The 14,724-nt window shown below is 63.1% G+C and carries 12 protein-coding genes; 7 read left to right on the top strand and 5 right to left on the bottom strand.

Annotated elements, in window-relative coordinates; translation table 11 throughout:
* Positions 1 to 80 precede the first annotated feature (80 nt).
* Positions 81 to 1,301: a sensor domain-containing diguanylate cyclase gene (locus AC1DZE_RS17140; RefSeq protein WP_477689118.1), complete on the bottom strand. Its 1,221-nt coding sequence runs from the start codon at positions 1,299 to 1,301 to the stop codon at positions 81 to 83.
* A 236-nt stretch (positions 1,302 to 1,537) separates the two neighbouring features.
* On the opposite strand from AC1DZE_RS17140, the gene argA reads away from it, so the two are divergent.
* The 5 genes from argA (at position 1,538) to AC1DZE_RS17115 (ending at position 6,196) form a co-directional block, all read left to right on the top strand.
* Complete coding sequence (argA, locus tag AC1DZE_RS17135; RefSeq protein ID WP_457282738.1) at positions 1,538 to 2,887, top strand: amino-acid N-acetyltransferase; 1,350 nt, start codon at positions 1,538 to 1,540, stop codon at positions 2,885 to 2,887.
* A 71-nt stretch (positions 2,888 to 2,958) separates the two neighbouring features.
* Positions 2,959 to 3,207 carry a DUF1272 domain-containing protein gene (locus AC1DZE_RS17130; protein ID WP_477674016.1) on the top strand — a complete coding sequence of 83 codons (249 nt, stop codon included), beginning with the start codon at positions 2,959 to 2,961 and terminating at the stop codon, positions 3,205 to 3,207.
* Positions 3,204 to 3,836 carry a LysE family translocator gene (locus AC1DZE_RS17125; protein ID WP_477674017.1) on the top strand — a complete coding sequence of 211 codons (633 nt, stop codon included), beginning with the start codon at positions 3,204 to 3,206 and terminating at the stop codon, positions 3,834 to 3,836. The genes AC1DZE_RS17130 and AC1DZE_RS17125 overlap by 4 nt, the downstream gene beginning before the upstream one ends.
* A 177-nt stretch (positions 3,837 to 4,013) precedes the next feature.
* Entirely contained in the window at positions 4,014 to 5,720 is a 1,707-nt protein-coding gene (locus AC1DZE_RS17120; RefSeq protein ID WP_477700347.1) for a PAS domain-containing hybrid sensor histidine kinase/response regulator, read from the top strand.
* The gene (locus AC1DZE_RS17115; protein WP_457282734.1) at positions 5,717 to 6,196 is read left to right on the top strand and encodes a response regulator; all 480 of its coding nucleotides are present in this window, start codon (positions 5,717 to 5,719) and stop codon (positions 6,194 to 6,196) included. Before AC1DZE_RS17120 ends, AC1DZE_RS17115 begins: the two co-directional genes overlap by 4 nt.
* Positions 6,197 to 6,251: 55 nt before the next feature.
* Here the strand turns inward: AC1DZE_RS17115 and AC1DZE_RS17110 are convergent, their stop codons facing one another.
* The gene (locus tag AC1DZE_RS17110) at positions 6,252 to 7,163 is read right to left on the bottom strand and encodes a LysR family transcriptional regulator (protein ID WP_477673104.1); all 912 of its coding nucleotides are present in this window, start codon (positions 7,161 to 7,163) and stop codon (positions 6,252 to 6,254) included.
* Between the two features lie 125 nt (positions 7,164 to 7,288).
* On the opposite strand from AC1DZE_RS17110, the gene gstA reads away from it, so the two are divergent.
* The gene (gstA, locus tag AC1DZE_RS17105) at positions 7,289 to 7,897 is read left to right on the top strand and encodes a glutathione transferase GstA (RefSeq protein WP_477671678.1); all 609 of its coding nucleotides are present in this window, start codon (positions 7,289 to 7,291) and stop codon (positions 7,895 to 7,897) included.
* Positions 7,894 to 8,991 carry an NAD(P)H-dependent flavin oxidoreductase gene (locus AC1DZE_RS17100; RefSeq protein WP_477673105.1) on the top strand — a complete coding sequence of 366 codons (1,098 nt, stop codon included), beginning with the start codon at positions 7,894 to 7,896 and terminating at the stop codon, positions 8,989 to 8,991. The genes gstA and AC1DZE_RS17100 overlap by 4 nt, the downstream gene beginning before the upstream one ends.
* A gap of 76 nt (positions 8,992 to 9,067) precedes the next feature.
* Here the strand turns inward: AC1DZE_RS17100 and AC1DZE_RS17095 are convergent, their stop codons facing one another.
* From AC1DZE_RS17095 to imuA, 3 genes are read right to left on the bottom strand one after another with little or no spacing between them, the layout of a single operon-like run.
* Positions 9,068 to 12,256, bottom strand: a complete 3,189-nt coding sequence (locus tag AC1DZE_RS17095; RefSeq protein WP_477700346.1) for an error-prone DNA polymerase — start codon at positions 12,254 to 12,256, stop codon at positions 9,068 to 9,070.
* 7 nt (positions 12,257 to 12,263) lie between these two features.
* On the bottom strand, positions 12,264 to 13,718 hold the full coding sequence (locus tag AC1DZE_RS17090) for a Y-family DNA polymerase (RefSeq protein WP_477673980.1): 1,455 nt from the start codon (positions 13,716 to 13,718) through the stop codon (positions 12,264 to 12,266).
* Positions 13,678 to 14,538, bottom strand: coding sequence for a translesion DNA synthesis-associated protein ImuA (gene imuA, locus AC1DZE_RS17085; protein WP_477673981.1), 861 nt, complete (start codon positions 14,536 to 14,538; stop codon positions 13,678 to 13,680). The genes AC1DZE_RS17090 and imuA overlap by 41 nt, the downstream gene beginning before the upstream one ends.
* Positions 14,539 to 14,724 lie beyond the last annotated feature (186 nt).

The following is a 14,724-nucleotide window of genomic DNA, read 5'->3' as shown; positions in this document are numbered from 1 at the left end:
AGCGGCAGCAGCGCTGCCAGAGCGCTCAATTATCGGGTGTTCCAGCCCGCAGCGGACCGGCTATGGTTATGGCGCCGCGATCAGGCCGCCAGCACAGGCAGGTCGACGGCTTCCCCACTGGTCTCGTCAAACCATGCAATGCGGCTCGGGTAGCTCAGCGCGGTGCGCGACATGCCTCGCCCTATGCTCACTGCCGAAGAGGCGCGCGCATCGGATTTGGAGACCCGCAGCACGCCAAGGCCGACCTCGGCAACCCAGCGCGTCTGCTGGTTCCCTACCAAATCACCCTCCAGTGTGGTGTTAAGCACCACCGGCCGCGCCAGGGCGGCCTGGACTCTGCGCGCCAGGTGGATCAGTTGGCCGCTGTCATGGCAATTGCGCATCAGCAGCAAAAAACCGTTCTCTTCCAGGCGCCCCATTTCCACATGCGCGGGTACGGTGCGGCGCAACCGGCCGGCACATACAAACAGTGCGTGGTTGGCGGCCGCATGGCCATAGAGCTTTTCCAGCACATAAAGATTGGCCACCGACACCACAATCACGCCCAGCGGCACGGGCTCATCGCGGTAACGTCTGAAGGCCGCCTCCAGCATGTTGCCGGTTTCGCTGTGGGAGCGCATGCGCGTGACCGGGTCGTAGCTGGGGCCGTGCGCCATGGCCCGGTTCAGCTCGATCAGGTAGGAATAACGGGTCCAGAGCACAGCCGCCATGGTGGCCAGATAACACGTGCCGGCGACAGCGGTCACCGCGTGCACCTGCCACGGCACATGGGCACGGTCAAGTGCCACCCAGCTCAACCCCGCAATGGCCACCAGCATGAAGGAGACGCCCGAGACGGCCACCCAGGCCAGGCGATCCCCCCGCACGGCGCTGCGAAGACTGAGCGCCATTGCCACCAGCCCCAGAAAACACGCCACCGCCAGGCTCAGCGCCAGGGCGTGGCGCGGGCTCAATGCCCAGCCAGCCGCGATACTCAGAAGAGCCAGGCTCGCCAACCAGGTCAAGGCGCGCCGGGCCGAGTCCGGATTGCGCAGGATGCCAAGAATGGAAAACAGCAGGTAAGCCAGTAGCGCAGAGACCACGCTGGCCACATGGGCCAGGAAACGGTCCAGAAGATCGGCGTTCTCGATCGGCAATCCGCCCAGGAAGGCCACCACAAAAAACGTCGAGGCGATTGCCGAAACAGCCGCATTGACGGCAATGCGCCGCAGGGACCGGATATAGGCAAATGCCGAACCGGCCAGCATCAGGCTGGCTGACCCGAAATAGCAGCCCCAAAACCCGATCGCGTATTTGTCCATGAACCCTAACCATACCCCGCCACCCCTCATTAAGCAAACCCTCAAATGAAGTACGCCGGCAAAAAGCACACCCTCGCCGACGCCGGCATTTGCATCCCTCAGGCCGGCGGTGTCTCCCTTACACTCACTGGACTTTTTCCGTTTACCGGGGAAACAGCGCCCAGGGGGACCGCTTGCCTCTTTCGCGCCGTCCCGGCTGCCCTTGACCCGCCACAACCGATCCCGAAAGCGCGCCCATGTCTGCCGTCTTCAATTTCACCTTTGTGCCCTGGTTCCGCTCGGTCGCACCCTACATACACACCCACCGCGGTAAGACGTTCGTCGTAGGCATTGCCGGCGAAGCGATTGCGGCCGGCAAGCTTCAGCACATCGCCCAAGACCTGGCACTGATCCAGAGCATGGGCGTGAAAATCGTGCTGGTGCACGGCTTTCGCCCACAGGTCAACGAGCAGCTCAAGGCCAAGGGGCACGCCGCAAAATATTCGCACGGCATGCGCATCACGGACGAAGTCGCGCTCGACTGTGCCCAGGAAGCCGCCGGCCAGCTGCGCTACGAGATTGAGGCCGCCTTCAGCCAGGGCCTGCCCAACACCCCCATGGCCGGCTCCACGGTACGGGTGATTTCGGGCAATTTCATCACCGCGCGGCCGGTCGGCATCCTCGACGGTGTGGACTTCAAGCACTCGGGCCTGGTGCGCAAGGTGGACACCGCCGCCATCGGCCGTGTGCTGGATTTCGGCGCCATGGTGCTGCTCTCGCCCTTCGGCTTCTCACCCACCGGCGAAGCCTTTAACCTGACCATGGAAGAAGTCGCCACTTCGGTGGCCATCGCCATGCAGGCCGACAAGCTGATTTTCCTGAGCGAAATTCCCGGCATACGAATCCACCACGACCAGCCTGAAAGCGAAGACAACCCCATCGACACCGAGCTGCCGCTGGCCGCTGCCGAAAAACTGCTGGCCACCCTGCCCAACGGCGAACGTCCCACCGACACCGCGTTTTACCTGCAGCACTGCGTCAAGGCCTGCAAGGCCGGCGTGGAACGCAGCCACATCCTGCCCTTCGCGGTAGACGGCGCGCTGCTCCTGGAAATCTATGTGCACGACGGCATCGGCACCATGGTGATCGACGAAAAACTCGAAGAGCTTCGCGAAGCCACGGAAGACGACGTGGGTGGCATCCTGCAGCTGATCGAGCCTTTTGAAAACGATGGCACGCTGGTCAAACGCAGTCGCACCGAAATCGAGCGCGACGCCGCCAACTACAGCATCATCGAGCACGACGGCGTGATCTTTGCCTGCGCGGCGCTGTACCCCTACCCCGAAGCCAAAACGGCTGAAATGGCGGCGCTCACCGTGTCGCCGCAAAGCCAGGGCCAGGGCGACGGCGAGAAAATCCTAAAGCGCATCGAGCAACGCGCCCGCGCGGCCGGCCTGCAAAGCATCTTTGTGCTGACCACCCGCACCATGCACTGGTTCATCAAGCGCGGTTTTGTGCAGGTAGACCCGGACTGGCTGCCCGAAGGCCGCAAGCGCAAATACAACTGGGACCGCAAGAGCCAGGTGCTGGTCAAGAAGTTGTCCTAGGGGCTTTCCCCTTGATCGGTTTTTCTTTAGCATCCGGTGACGCCCGTCCCATCTACACAGGAAACCCCAGCATGCTCCAGCTCCGCCCCAACTGCGAATGCTGCAACCGCGACCTGCCCGCCGAGTCGCCCGATGCCCGCATCTGCACCTTTGAATGCACATTTTGTGTTGACTGTGTCAACACAAAACTCAAAGGCGTCTGCCCCAACTGCGGCGGTGAATTCACCACGCGGCCGCGCCGCCCGGCCGACATGCTGGCCAAGTACCCGCCTTCGAAAGAGCGCGTTTTTAAACCTCAGGGTTGCGGAGCCGCAGCATGAACACCACCACCCTGCTGCTCTTTTCCATCGTGGCACTGGTGGCTATTGCCACGCCCGGCCCCACCGTCCTGCTGGCGCTGGCCAATGGTTCGCGCTACGGCGTGCGCCGCTCCGTGCCCGGCATGCTGGGTGCCGTGGTGTCCGACTTTGTACTGGTCGGCGCGGTCGCATTGGGTCTGGGTGCGCTGCTGGCGGCCTCCGAGTTCTGGTTCTCGGTGCTCAAGTGGGCAGGCGCGGTCTACCTGGCCTGGCTGGGCATTCGCCTGCTGCGCTCGCGCGGCGGATTTGAGATTCCCGCCGAAGGCAACGCCGGCACGCAACACGGCAGCCGCGCAATTTTCATGAAGTCCTTCCTGGTGGCCGTGACCAACCCCAAGGGTTACCTCTTTTGCTCGGCCCTGCTCCCGCAGTTCATTGACCCGGCTGCTGCCCAGGCACCGCAATACCTCGCCATTTCGCTGGTATTCGCCGGCATCGATTTTTCCGTCATGTTCAGCTATGCCTTCATAGGCGCACGCGCCATACGCCTGCTCAAGGCCTCGGCCACACGCTGGATAGACCGCGCCTGCGGCGGCGCGCTGCTGGCGCTGGCGGGCTCGCTGGCGTTCTACCGGCGCGCGAACAGCTAGGCGCGCCCGGGCTGCACGGCCCCGCTATGTGCGCTGGCGAACAGACTTTTCACAGCCTCCCTGCAAAACTCCCGGAGTCTTCCCAAAGACTTCACACTTCCCCGGCCAGGATCCTGGAAGCGCCGCCCATAGTCGGCGCTTCGCAGGGTCGTCGTTACTTTTACAGAAACATGGCCCATGTCACCTATTACCAGCCTGAGCGTTCTTGACGCCATTGCCAAAGCCGATGGCATAGAGGTCAAGCGCCAGGAAGCACTGCTCAAGACAGGTGCATTGCAGACGGCCATCCTGACGAGCGAAAATTTCTCGATCATCGCAACCGACGAAAAAGGCATCATCCAGCTCTTCAACGTCGGTGCCGAACGCATGCTGGGTTATATGGCGGCCGAGGTCGTCAACAAGATCAACCCCAGCGACATCCACGACCCCCAGGAAGTGATGGCCCGGGCACAGGCACTGAGCCTGGAGCTCGCCACCACCATCACGCCCGGCTTCGAGGCACTTGCATTCAAGGCCTCGCGAGGCATCGAAGACATTTACGAGCTGACCTATATCTGTAAAGACGGCAGCCGCTTTCCGGCCATCGTGTCCATCACCGCATTGCGCGACGATTTCGGCACCATCATCGGCTACCTGCTGATCGGCACCGACAACTCGGTACGCAAGCAGGTCGAAGTGGCCCTGAAGGAAGCGATGGCCGTGGCCGAGAAGGCCAACCTCGCCAAATCGGATTTCCTGTCCAGCATGAGCCACGAGCTGCGCACACCGCTCAGCGCCATTCTCGGATTTGCGCAGCTGATCGAATCCGGCACGCCCCAGCCAACGCCCTCGCAAAAACGCAGTGTGGACCAGATTCTCCAGGCCGGCTGGTACCTGCTGGAGCTGATCAACGAAATCCTGGACCTGGCATTGATCGAGTCCGGCAAGCTGTCGCTGTCGCTGGAACCTGTGTCGCTGGCCGAGGTCATGCTTGAATGCGAAACGATGGTCGAGTCACAGGCCGGCAAACGCGGCATTACCGTGACGTTTCCGAAATTCCCTGTGCCCTGCTTCGTGAATGCCGACCGCACCCGGCTCAAGCAGGTACTGATCAACCTGCTGTCGAACGCCATCAAATACAACACCAGCAGCGGAACAGTCGTGCTCAACTGCGTGGATCTGCCGCAAAAGCGCATCCGTATCTGCATTGAGGACACGGGCGAAGGCCTGAATCCGGCCAAGATCGACCAGCTCTTCCAGCCTTTCAATCGCCTGGGCCAGGAGGCCAATACCGAACAGGGCACGGGCATTGGCCTGGTAATGACCAAGCGGCTGRTTGAGCTGATGGGTGGCGTCATCGGCGTGGAAAGCGTTGTCGGAAAAGGCAGTGTGTTCTGGATTGAAATGGACGTCACCGAACAGCGGGAATTCCACCCCGAACTGGCAACCCTGGCCCCGGCCTTGCAACGCCAGGTGCCTACAGATCCCCGCGCCCACACCCTTTTGTATGTAGAAGACAACCCGGCCAACCTGATGCTGGTGGAAGACCTCATCGCGCGCCGCTCCGACATCCGGCTGCTGTCGGCCCGTGACGGCATCAGCGGCATCGCGATGGCCAAGGCCTCGCAGCCGGACATCATCCTGATGGACATCAACCTGCCGGGCATCAGCGGCATCAAGGCGGTACAGATTCTGTGTGCCGATCCGTTGACTGCACACATTCCGGTGGTGGCGCTCAGCGCCAATGCCATACCTCGTGACATTGAAAAAGGCATGGAAGCCGGCTTCTTTCGCTACCTCACCAAGCCCATCAGGATCAATGAGTTCATGGACACCCTGGATTTGGCGCTGGCATTTTCCAAAACAAAGTCCATGCAGGCCCCCGTGCCGGAAAAAACCGCATGAACACCGAATTCGACATCCTGAACGGCAGCATCCTGGTGGTGGACGACCAGCCCGTCAATGTGCAGTTACTCGAGCAGTTGCTGGCAGGCGCCGGCTATACCCAGGTCAGATCCACCATGAATTCGCTGGAGGTAGCCGCGCTGCACGCAGAGCACCGCTACGACCTGATCCTGCTCGACCTGAAAATGCCCGGCATGGACGGCTTCCAGGTGATGGAAGCACTCAAGGAAGACCAGCACGACAAATACCTCTCTGTCATCGTGCTGACCGCGGAGCCGGCCCACAAGCTGCGCGCCTTGCAGGCCGGCGCCAAGGATTTCATCAGCAAACCGTTTGACCTGGTCGAAGTCAAGACGCGCATCCACAATGCGCTGGAAGTGCGCCTGCTGTATAAAAAGCTGGAAAACTACAGCAAGCTGCTGGAGCTGGCCATGCAACAGAGCACCGCAGAAACCGACGAAGCGCGAAGCCGCTAATAGCGTCTGGCTGGACCAGGCGGCCAGGCTCATCCCTCTAGTCTGCGGCCCGCATTTACTGCTTGAGCTTTTCAAGCAGGAAGTCGATGAACAAGCGCACCCGCAAGGGCACGTGCCGACCATGCGGGTACAGCAGTGAAAATGGCCGGGACCGCCCCGCAAAAGGCTGCAACACCTCTTGCAGCCGGCCCTGGCGCAAGTCTTCCTCGACGATAAAACGGTAAGTCTGCAGCAGGCCCGCGCCATGCCGGGCCAGCGTCACCCCACCCAGCAGGTCTTCCGAGCAGCAATATCCACCGCTGGTCGCCACCTCCAGCGCCTTGCCTGCATCGCTGAACAGCCACGGAATTTTCTGCCCGCTGCTGGGCAACAAAAACTGGATGCAGTCATGCTGCTGCAAGACCTCCAGCGAGGTTGGGGTTCCCGCCTGCTGCAGGTACGAAGGCGCAGCCACCACCACCAGCGCGGCATCTTCCAGCTTGCGCGCGACCAGGCCTGAGTCGGGCTGTGCGCGCCCGCGTATGGCCAGGTCGTAGCCCTCTTCGGCAAAGTTGACATTGCGGTTGCTCAGGTTGACCTCAACCTGCACGGCTGGATAGAGAGCCCGAAAAGCCGGCAGCAGAGGCAGCACGCGGTAATGCCCGTAAGGCGTGGGCAGGCTGATGCGCAGCACGCCGGCAGGCACCAATTGCTGACCCGTGGCTTCGCGCTCGGCCTCCACCAGCTGCCCCAGGGCCTGCCGCGCCTGCTCAAAATAAGCGCGGCCGGCCTCGGTCAGCCGTATCTGCCGCGTCGTGCGCGTGAAGAGCCGCACGCCCAGCCTTTCCTCCAGACGCGACACCGAGCGGCTCACGGCAGCGGGCGTGAGGCCGGCACTGGTTGCCGCCGCCGTGAAGCTGCTGAGCTCTGCCGCAAGGCAAAAAAGCTCAATGCTTCCCAGCTGAAGATCATCAAATTGACGGCTCATGGTTTTGATTTTCTATGGATTATCTATTACGCCATGTAACTTATGAAGTTAATCAACCTCCATTTATCTCCATGAACATCATCAATAGCATGAGGCCTTCCCAACTAACTTGCTCAAGGAATCCCATGAAACTGTTTTTCTCTCCTGGCGCCTGCTCACTGGCACCCCACATCGTTCTGAAAGAAACGCAGCAGGCCTTCAAGCTTGAAAAAGTTGACACAGGCACCCACACCACCGCAGACGGAGCCGACTACTACGCCATCAACCCGAAGGGTGCCGTGCCGCTGCTGGAGCTCGAGAGCGGCGAGCGCCTGACAGAAGGCCCCATCATTGCCCAATACCTTGCCGACAAGGCAGGCCGCGCCGACCTGCTCCCAGCCGCCGGCAGCATGGACCGCTACCGCGTGATGGAGTGGCAGAACTACATCACCTCGGAGCTCCACAAGACCTTCACGCCGCTGTTCAACCCGGAGCTGGACGGCAGCGCCAAAAAAACCCTGGCCAGCGTTCTGCGCAAAAAATACGAATGGGTCAACACCCAGCTGCAGTCCAAAGACTATTTGCTCGGCCAGTCCTTCACTGTGGCCGATGCCTACTTGTTTGCCGTCACAGGCTGGGCCAAGTACGTGTCGCTGGACCTGGCGGACCTGAAGCATCTGCAGGACTTCCTGGCACGTGTCGCCGGCCGGCCCGCCGTGCGCGAGGCCCTGAAGGCCGAAGGGCTGCTGGCATGAGCCGCTGGAAAACCACGGCCCTGACCCAAAGGCTGGGCTTGACGGCGCCGATTGTGCAGGGACCCTTCGGAGGGGGCCTTTCCTCGGTGGCGCTGACCGCGGCGGTCTGTGAAAGCGGTGGGCTGGGCTCGTTTGGGGTGCATCACCTGACAGGCGCGCAAATTGAAGAGACGGCCCAGGCCATACGCCTGAAAACAAAACGGCCTTTCGCCTTGAACCTGTGGGTGCCGCATGAAAAGAGCGAGGACCCGCCGCTCACAGATGCGCAGTTCGAGCAGCACCTGGCGCTGCTCGCGCCCTACTTCAAGGAACTCGGTGAACCCTTGCCGGCCCGCCCTGAACGTTTCAGCCCGCGCTACGAAGACCAGGTGCAGGGCCTGCTGGCGGCCCGGCCCGCCGTGTTCAGTTTTGTATTCGGCATTCCGTCGCTGGACATCCTGCGCCAATGCAAGGCGCTTGATATCGTGACCGTGGGCGCCGCCACAACGCCTGAAGAGGCGATAGCGCTAGACAGTGCCGGCGTCGACATGGTGGTGGCAACCGGCTTTGAGGCTGGCGGGCACCGCGTGTCCTTTCTCCGCCCGCCCGAAAACTCGCTCACCGGCACACTGGCGCTGATCCCCCAGGTGGTCGACGCGATCAAGGCCCCGGTCATTGCCGCAGGCGGCATTGCGGATGGGCGCGGTATTGCAGCAGCCCTGGCGCTGGGTGCCCAGGGCGTGCAGATCGGCACAGCTTTCCTGGCCTGCGTCGAGTCATCTGCCAGTGACATCCACCGCGAAAAGCTATTCAGCGCCGACGCCAGGTACACCGCCCTCACCCGCGCCTTCAGCGGGCGCCTGGCGCGAGGCATTGAAAACCGCTTCATGAACGAGCTGAAGGCGCATGAAGGTCACATTGCGCCCTACCCGGTCCAGAACTGGCTGACAGGCCAGATGAAACCGGCGGCCATTGGCCAGGGCAGAACAGACTTGATGTCGCTTTGGTCCGGTCAGGCCGCACCACTGCTCAGGCACCGGGATGCGAGCTCGCTGATGCAGGCGCTGCAGCAGCAAACCGACGACGCGCTAAAACGGATTGCCGGGTCAGTCTGACCCTCAAGCAGGATTTGTCTGATGACAGCGCATGACGATGGATTGACTGAAGGTGCCTGATTGAGGTGCAGTCACCTCAATGGAAATCGCGGCTCGATGTGCCCAGCCGCCCCAGCATCGGCGTGAGGTCTTCGAGCCGATGCGCCACCAGGTTGCGCACCGCGCCGTAACCTTTGGCGCTGCCGCGTTCTTCACTGCGCTGCCACGTGCCATACACCGCCAGCAGCCGGGCGTGCAGCACCTCGCCGCGTTGCGCCTCCCGCAGCGATTTCCAGATGATCACATTGACTGGCCCGGTCTCGTCTTCCAGTGTGACAAAGATGGTGCCCTTGGCGGTTTGCGGCTGCTGGCGCACAGTGACGATGCCGCAGCCGGCCACCTCTTCGCCGTCGGGCAAGGCATTGAGCTCGCTGGCGCTCAGCAGGCCTTTGCGTGCCAGCCTTTCCCGCAGCAGGGCCACCGGGTGGCGCCGCAGCGTGAGGCCGGTGGCCTGGTAGTCGAACAAAATGTTTTCGCCCTCGGGTGTGTCGGGCAAGGCCAGCGGCGTTTCGTGCGTGGGTACCGATTTGAGCAGGCGCGGCGCCAGTTTGATGGCTGAAGCGTCCCACACCTGCTGGCGCCTGTGGCCCGACAGGGGCAGTAGGGCATCGGCGGCGGCCAGCGCATTGATTTCGAGCGTATTGAGCCGGGCGCGCGACACCAAGTCTTCCGTCGACGTGAAAGGCGCTTGCGCCCGCGCATCCACCAGGCGCAAGGCGGCCTCCTCGCGCAAGCTGGCCACCAGGCGCAGGCCCAGGCGCACTGCCGGCTGCGTCCCTGCAGTCAGCACACCCTGCGGCTCCAGCGTGCAGTCCCATTCACTGTGCATGACGTCCACTGCGCGCACCTCCACCTGGTGGCGGACCGCGTCTTGCACCAGCTGGGACGGTGTGTAAAAACCCATGGGCTGCGAATTGACCATGGCCGCGAGAAAACAAGCCGGCTCATGGCGCTTGAGCCAGCAGCTCACGTAGACCAGCTTGGCAAAACTGGCGGCATGGCTTTCCGGAAAGCCGTAGTCGCCGAAGCCCAATATCTGGCTGAAGATGCGCTCTGAAAATTCAGCGCTGTAGCCGTTGTTGACCATCGCATTGACCAGGCGGCCATGAAAGCGGTCTACCCCGCCCTTACGCTTCCAGGCTGCCATGGAGCGGCGCAAATCGTCGGCCTCTCCGGGCGTGAAGTCAGCGGCGATCATCGCGATCTGCATGACCTGCTCCTGGAAAATCGGAATGCCCAGCGTGCGCTCCAGGGCCGGGTTCAGCGCCGGGTATTCCGGCACGACATCTTCACCCCGCCGTTTTTTGTCGCGCGCCTTCAGGTACGGGTGCACCATGCCGCCCTGGATGGGCCCCGGCCGCACGATGGCGACTTCCACCACCAGGTCGTAGTAATTGCGCGGCTGCAGGCGCGGCAGCATGGACATCTGGGCCCGGCTTTCAATCTGGAAAACGCCCACCGTATCGGCTTCGCAAATCATGTCGTAGGTGGGTGTGTCGTCCGGCTCGATCTGATGCATCTCCAACTGGCTTCCTCGTGCCCCATTCACCAGCGCCAGGCAGCGCCGGATGGCCGACAGCATGCCCAGCGCCAGCACATCCACTTTCAGCAGGCCCATGGCCTCCAGGTCGTCCTTGTCCCACTGGATGATGCGGCGGTCTTCCATCGAAGCCGGCTGCACCGGCACCAGCCGCGTGAGCTTGCCCTGGGTGAGTACAAAACCGCCGACGTGCTGGCTCAGGTGGCGCGGAAAGCCGATGAGCTGCGCCGACAGGTGAAACCATTGCAGCACCGGCCCTTCCCTGCCCTCCAGCCCGGCTTCCTTGAGTTTTTCCTGCAGCACCTCGCTGCCGTCAAACCAGAAATGCTCTTTGGCGAACAGGTCTATCAGTTCAGGCGCCATCGCCAGCGCCTTGCCCACATCGCGGATCGCGCTGCGCGGCCGGTAGCTGATGACGGTGGCGGCAATGGCGGCGCGGTCGTGGCCGTATTTGCCGTAGATGTACTGGATGACTTCTTCACGCCGCTCGTGCTCGAAGTCCACGTCAATGTCGGGCGGTTCACTGCGCTCGCGGCTGATAAAACGCTCAAACAGCAGCTTGCTTTCCGCGGGGTTAACGGCCGTAACGCCCAGGCAAAAACACACCACCGAATTGGCCGCCGAGCCACGTCCCTGGCAAAGGATTTCCTTTTCTCTCGCAAACCGCACGATGTCGTGCACGGTGATGAAGAACATCTCGTATTCAAGTTCTTCGATCAACCCCAGTTCGAAACCCAGCTGCCGCCTGATCTTGTGCGGTATGTGATGCGGGTAGCGTGTATGGGCGCCCTGCCAGGTCAGCCGCCGCAGCCACCGCGAAGGCGTTTCGGCCGCCGGCACCATGTCTTCCTGCGGGTAGCGGTACAGGTTGCGAATCTCATCGAGATTGAAATTGCACCGCGCCGCCACTTCCAGCGTGGCACGCAACAGGCTGGCGGGGTAAATCTCGGCCAGACGCATGCGCGGCCGCAAATGTGCCTCGGCGTTGGGCTGCAGCGCGAAGCCGCATTCGTGCACCGGCTTGCCCAGCTTGATGGCAGTCATCACGTCGTGCAGCGGCTTGCGCGAGCGCTTGTGCATCAGCACATGGCCGGCCGCCACCAGCCGTATGCCGGTGCGCCGGGCCACCTCTTGCAGCTGCTGCAGGCGCAGCGCATCGTCCAGGCCCTGCAGCAGCTCCACCGCCAGCCAGGCGTTGATGCCAAAAAGGCCTGCAGCCCAGTCGCAATGTGCGCAAAGCGCTTCTGTATTGATAGCACTCGCACCTGCTTCATGCAGGGGCGTGAGCAGGATTTCACAGTCGCCCAGCCTGGAGAAATCCGTTTCACCCAGCGCGACGCGGTAGCTGCCTTTTTCGACCACGTCGCCAGCCTTGCGCGCTTCGGTGATGAACTCGCACAGGTTGCCCCAGCCTGCCGCGTTGTGCGGCAGCACCACCAGCCTGAAGGCATCGGGTGCCTGCACCAAAAATTCCGCGCCCGGCAGCAGCTTGAGGCCCAGCTCCTTTGCCACCTCATGCGCCCTGACCACCCCGGCCACCGAACACTCGTCGGTGATGGCCAGCGCCTTGTAACCCAGCTCGGAAGCGCGTTCGGCCAGTTCCTGCGCGTGCGAGGCGCCACGCTGGAAGCTGAAGTTGCTCAGCGCGTGCAGCTCAGCGTAATCAGGAAGTGCGTAGGCAGGCATACGGGCCTCAGGCAAAAAAGCCGTGCAAATACCAGGTGCGTTGCCGGCCGGCCTGGGCGGCAGAGCCCAGCCTTTCGCTGTAAACCCACAGCAGGCCGCCCTGCTGGCTGCGGTAGATGTAGTAGTCGCGGAACGCCCACGGCTTTTCACACAGGCCCGGCTCAGCGCTGCGGTTCTCGTGATCGGCCAGCAGCCATTCGGCAGCCTCCAGCCGCTGCGGCCCGGCCAGGCGCGTCAGCTTGCCCTGATAAACCGGGCTGTTGCCTGCGGCTTGCAATTTCAGCGGTTCGGGCAGCAACCAGGCCGGGTACAAGGCTTCGGCCCGGGCTTCCGAAGAAGCATGTGGAGTGGTTTTTTTTAAGCCTTTTATGGCCCTGGCGCGCATTGGCTGTGCGCAAGCAGCTATTGATTTGATAGCACTTCGGGCACTCACCCAGCGCTGCATCAGCTCGGGCCGGTGGTCGGTGCAAGGTTGCCAGGCTTGCACATTGGCATCGCCCAGGCGGGCGCTGAGTCGCTCGACCAGCTCCACCACGCTGTCGCCCTGCCGGCGCGCTTCCATCAGCAGGCTGCCGGTGGCGGCGGCCGAGTCGGCCAGCAGCTCGGTGGCCAGCGACTGCAGCGTCAGGCTGTGCACCGGCGCCGGCAGCTTTTGCTGCGCCAGGTGCTCTGAGATAAGGCGCGCCACATGGCGCAGGTCTTGGGCGGGCTGGGCCGTGCGAATCTCGAGCTCGCCGGTCGGCGCCACATCGCGGCGTTTGTCCAGGTGCCAGATGATTTTCAGGGCGCAGAGCCCGCTCTGGCGCCCCAGCAGCCAGGCATGCAGGTGGACCAGCAGGCGCTCAACGCCCGCCATCAGCGCAGGCCCATGGGTGACAAGCGCGTTGAGCTCCAGTTTTTCTTCAAAGTGCTCGGGCAGCACTTGCCACTCGTAGTCGTCGGCTACGGTGCCGCGGGCGCGGTCCAGCGCCTCCAGCAGCTCGGCGCCAAAACGCCGCGCCACGCCGTCACGCGGCAGGCGCAGCAGGTCGTCCCAGCTGCGGCAGCCAATGCGCTCCAGCACACCCAGGTGCGGGCGCGCGGCCGTCAACGTGTGCATGGGCAGGTCGGCCACGCGTTTTTTCAACGCGCCGGCCTGATCCTGCTGCAGCCGAAGCCGTCCGATTGCTATCAAAGATGTAGCACCTTGCGCACGTTCCATAAGGGCTGCAACCTGGTTTGATTCAAAAAATAGGTCGATTTTCTGCGCCAGCAGCTGCATCAGCCGCGCCAGCCCGCCAAAGAGGCGCAGGCTGCCCGTTACGTCCATCAGCACCGCTTCATCGACCAGCGCCACGCGCGGCGTGAAGCCCAGCGCCAGGCTGGCCACCGCGCGCTGCAAAGCGGCGGCGTCCAGCACAGACGAGGCCGGTTGCGCCGCGTCAGTGGTGATCGAGATGCGCAATGCGATCCAGCAACGCATGGATGGGACTCCGGGGTGAGGTGACAGGAAGCGAAACCAGCGATGGCAGCAGGATGGGGGCAAGCTCTTCCCGCTTTTGCTCTTCCCGCTTTTGCCGGGCCATGTCGCGGCTGGCCGCCAGCAAGGCCGACAGCCGGGCGGGCCGGGTATCGAGCAGCACCGGCGCGGCCAGCGGCGGGCCGCGGCGCTTGAGCACATGGACCAGCAGGTTGCCGCCCTCCCGCACAGTGCCTTCCAGCAGCAGGCGCAGCGGCGCGGGTGACGATTCGTGTTGGGCCCGCAGCGGCCGGAACACAAACAGCAGCTTGTGGTGCGCATGCGCGGCAATCTGCAGGCGGCGCAGGTGGGCGCTGCGCGCATCGGGCAGCCAGGCCAGCACGGCGGTCACGTCAGCGCACTGCAGCGCCTCTCGCGTGGCCCAGAGCAGCGAAGGCGCGTCACCTGGCTTGCCGTGGATGCTGATGAGCCGCCGCATGTCGATCTGGCGCGCGCCCAGTGCGGGGCCAAATGGCAGGTAAGGCGCGCCGACCAGCGCCGTCAGTTGCGCGCCGGGCTCATCCGGTGTGGCGGGCTGGTTGAGGGCGCGGGCCAGGCCGGGCGCCAGCAAACCCCATTCCTGCAGGCCCGCCTGCGGCAGCAGCACTTCAACCAGCGCGCCCTGCGGCCAGCCGCCTCCCGGCAAGGCCTGGTCGAGCGCTGCATAACCTGTGGCCACCGTCTGCGCACTCGCGCTGCCCAGCTCGCCGGCCCGCCAAACCTGGGCATTCAGGGCGTCGGCAAAGTCCGGCAAAGCGCTGGGCATTGCAGTGAGGGTGGGCATGGAAGGTGGTCCGGATCAAGTCGAATATACTGTATTTATGTACAGTATATGGCTGATTTGACGCCCCGCCAACCCGCTTGAAACCCGGGTACCCCAGTCGAGAATTATTCACCCCGGAGCCGCCGGGAAAACCGGCACTTCCCTGCAAATCAGGGTGCAGCGCGCTTGCCGGCGGTACCGCTGTTC

The sequence above is a fragment of the Polaromonas sp. P1_F1 genome (assembly GCF_056405795.1).
The sequence above is the reverse complement of the archived record's forward strand: the minus strand, read 5'-3'. Positions and strand labels throughout refer to the sequence as shown.

What these genes read in the sequence shown, in the direction of transcription:
- AC1DZE_RS17140 (WP_477689118.1), bottom strand. Translation starts at nt 1,301, where the DNA reads ATGGACAAATACGCGATCGGGTTTTGGGGCTGCTATTTCGGGTCAGCC.
- argA (WP_457282738.1), top strand. Translation starts at nt 1,538, where the DNA reads ATGTCTGCCGTCTTCAATTTCACCTTTGTGCCCTGGTTCCGCTCGGTC.
- AC1DZE_RS17130 (WP_477674016.1), top strand. Translation starts at nt 2,959, where the DNA reads ATGCTCCAGCTCCGCCCCAACTGCGAATGCTGCAACCGCGACCTGCCC.
- AC1DZE_RS17125 (WP_477674017.1), top strand. Translation starts at nt 3,204, where the DNA reads ATGAACACCACCACCCTGCTGCTCTTTTCCATCGTGGCACTGGTGGCT.
- AC1DZE_RS17115 (WP_457282734.1), top strand. Translation starts at nt 5,717, where the DNA reads ATGAACACCGAATTCGACATCCTGAACGGCAGCATCCTGGTGGTGGAC.
- AC1DZE_RS17110 (WP_477673104.1), bottom strand. Translation starts at nt 7,163, where the DNA reads ATGAGCCGTCAATTTGATGATCTTCAGCTGGGAAGCATTGAGCTTTTT.
- gstA (WP_477671678.1), top strand. Translation starts at nt 7,289, where the DNA reads ATGAAACTGTTTTTCTCTCCTGGCGCCTGCTCACTGGCACCCCACATC.
- AC1DZE_RS17100 (WP_477673105.1), top strand. Translation starts at nt 7,894, where the DNA reads ATGAGCCGCTGGAAAACCACGGCCCTGACCCAAAGGCTGGGCTTGACG.
- AC1DZE_RS17095 (WP_477700346.1), bottom strand. Translation starts at nt 12,256, where the DNA reads ATGCCTGCCTACGCACTTCCTGATTACGCTGAGCTGCACGCGCTGAGC.
- AC1DZE_RS17090 (WP_477673980.1), bottom strand. Translation starts at nt 13,718, where the DNA reads ATGCGTTGCTGGATCGCATTGCGCATCTCGATCACCACTGACGCGGCG.
- imuA (WP_477673981.1), bottom strand. Translation starts at nt 14,538, where the DNA reads ATGCCCACCCTCACTGCAATGCCCAGCGCTTTGCCGGACTTTGCCGAC.